A 1291-nucleotide genomic window follows, 5' to 3' on the forward strand; every position below is an offset into this window, starting at 1 on the left:
GTCCGGATTCGGGTCGTGTCCGAATGGCTCCCCGCCCTTGAAGACGGCGGCCCTCGTCGTAAGACTGCGGCCATGTCGGTTTCCCTGTGCCTCCCCGGATACTCCGGTTAGACTTGCCATACAGACACACTCCCTGGCTCGTTTTTCAAAACGTACGATAGAACATCGGCTTCCCACGGATTCTACTGTAGGCTCGCGCCTAGGTCGTTGTCCGAGGGACCTTGTATGCCCTATCGCTCGATCGCCAACTGAGTTCAAGCTCTATTTCACCTCCCTTCTGAGGGTACTTTGCAGCGTTCGTTCACACTACTTGTGCACTATCGGTCTCGAGGAGTGTTTAGCCTTCGCAGTCGATGCCTGCGAAATTCGCGAGGGATTTCCAACCCCCGCTACTCTGGAACTGACGCACGCCGTACTGGCTTTCATTACGGGGTTGTCACCCTGTGTCACGCCCTGTTCCAAGGGACTTCATGAAAGCGATCGAGCGATGAGAGTCGGTCCAAACACCACATTGCGCGTAAGCGCTTCGGTTTGGGCTGCATCGCGTTCACTCGCGGTTACTGACGACATCACATTGCGTTTTCTTTTCCTCCCGATACTGAGATGTTTCAGTTCTCGGGGTTCCTCATTGCGCGAAGCAATTGCTGTGGGGATTCCCATTCGGAAATCCTAGGTTCTAAGCCTCCGTGCGGCTCCCCTAGGCTTATCGCAGCTTGGCACGTCCTTCTTCAGCTCTCGAGCCGAGCTATCCACCAGCTGGCATAGTAGCCAACGTCGTTGTGACTCGCTAAACTGAACGAGTCCAGTGGACGCCTGGATCGCACGTACACACGGTTTCATGCTCGCCCCCAAGGTGGTAGATGGTAGGCGAATCGACCCTTCCCAACCACGGTTTCACCCGGGATGGTGCATCTGTCGTCGCACGCGTACCTGACGGTACGAGTGCGAAGTACGGACCCGTCGGGAGTTGCACCCGACATCCCCGTGAAGGGATTCCGCCTCGGAGCGGTCTTGTGAGCCCAATGGGCCCATACAGTCGTCGGTGGTACGCATACCGACAGTGCGGGTGGCAAAAGCCACCAATGTAAGGTGGGTCGAGGCAGAGCCTCGATCCCGATCTGTGGAGGTGATCCAGCCGCAGATTCCTCTACGGCTACCTTGTTACGACTTAAGCCCCCTTGCGGAGCCCAGATTTGACCAGCGCATGCTGGCCTCATCCGGACCCCACTCGGGTGCTTTGACGGGCGGTGTGTGCAAGGAGCAGGGACGTATTCACCGCGCGCTTCTGACA

2 rRNA genes are annotated in these 1291 nt (G+C 57.5%); both read right to left on the reverse strand.

Annotation, left to right across the window (positions count from 1 at the left end):
- A 23S ribosomal RNA gene (locus E4S61_RS26050) occupies positions 1–777 on the reverse strand; the annotation flags it as partial.
- Between the two features lie 344 nt (positions 778–1121).
- Positions 1122–1291 (reverse strand): 16S ribosomal RNA (locus E4S61_RS25065); the annotation flags it as partial.

It is taken from the genome of Haloarcula amylovorans, from assembly GCF_004681185.1.
GTDB classification, from domain to species: domain Archaea; phylum Halobacteriota; class Halobacteria; order Halobacteriales; family Haloarculaceae; genus Haloarcula; species Haloarcula amylovorans.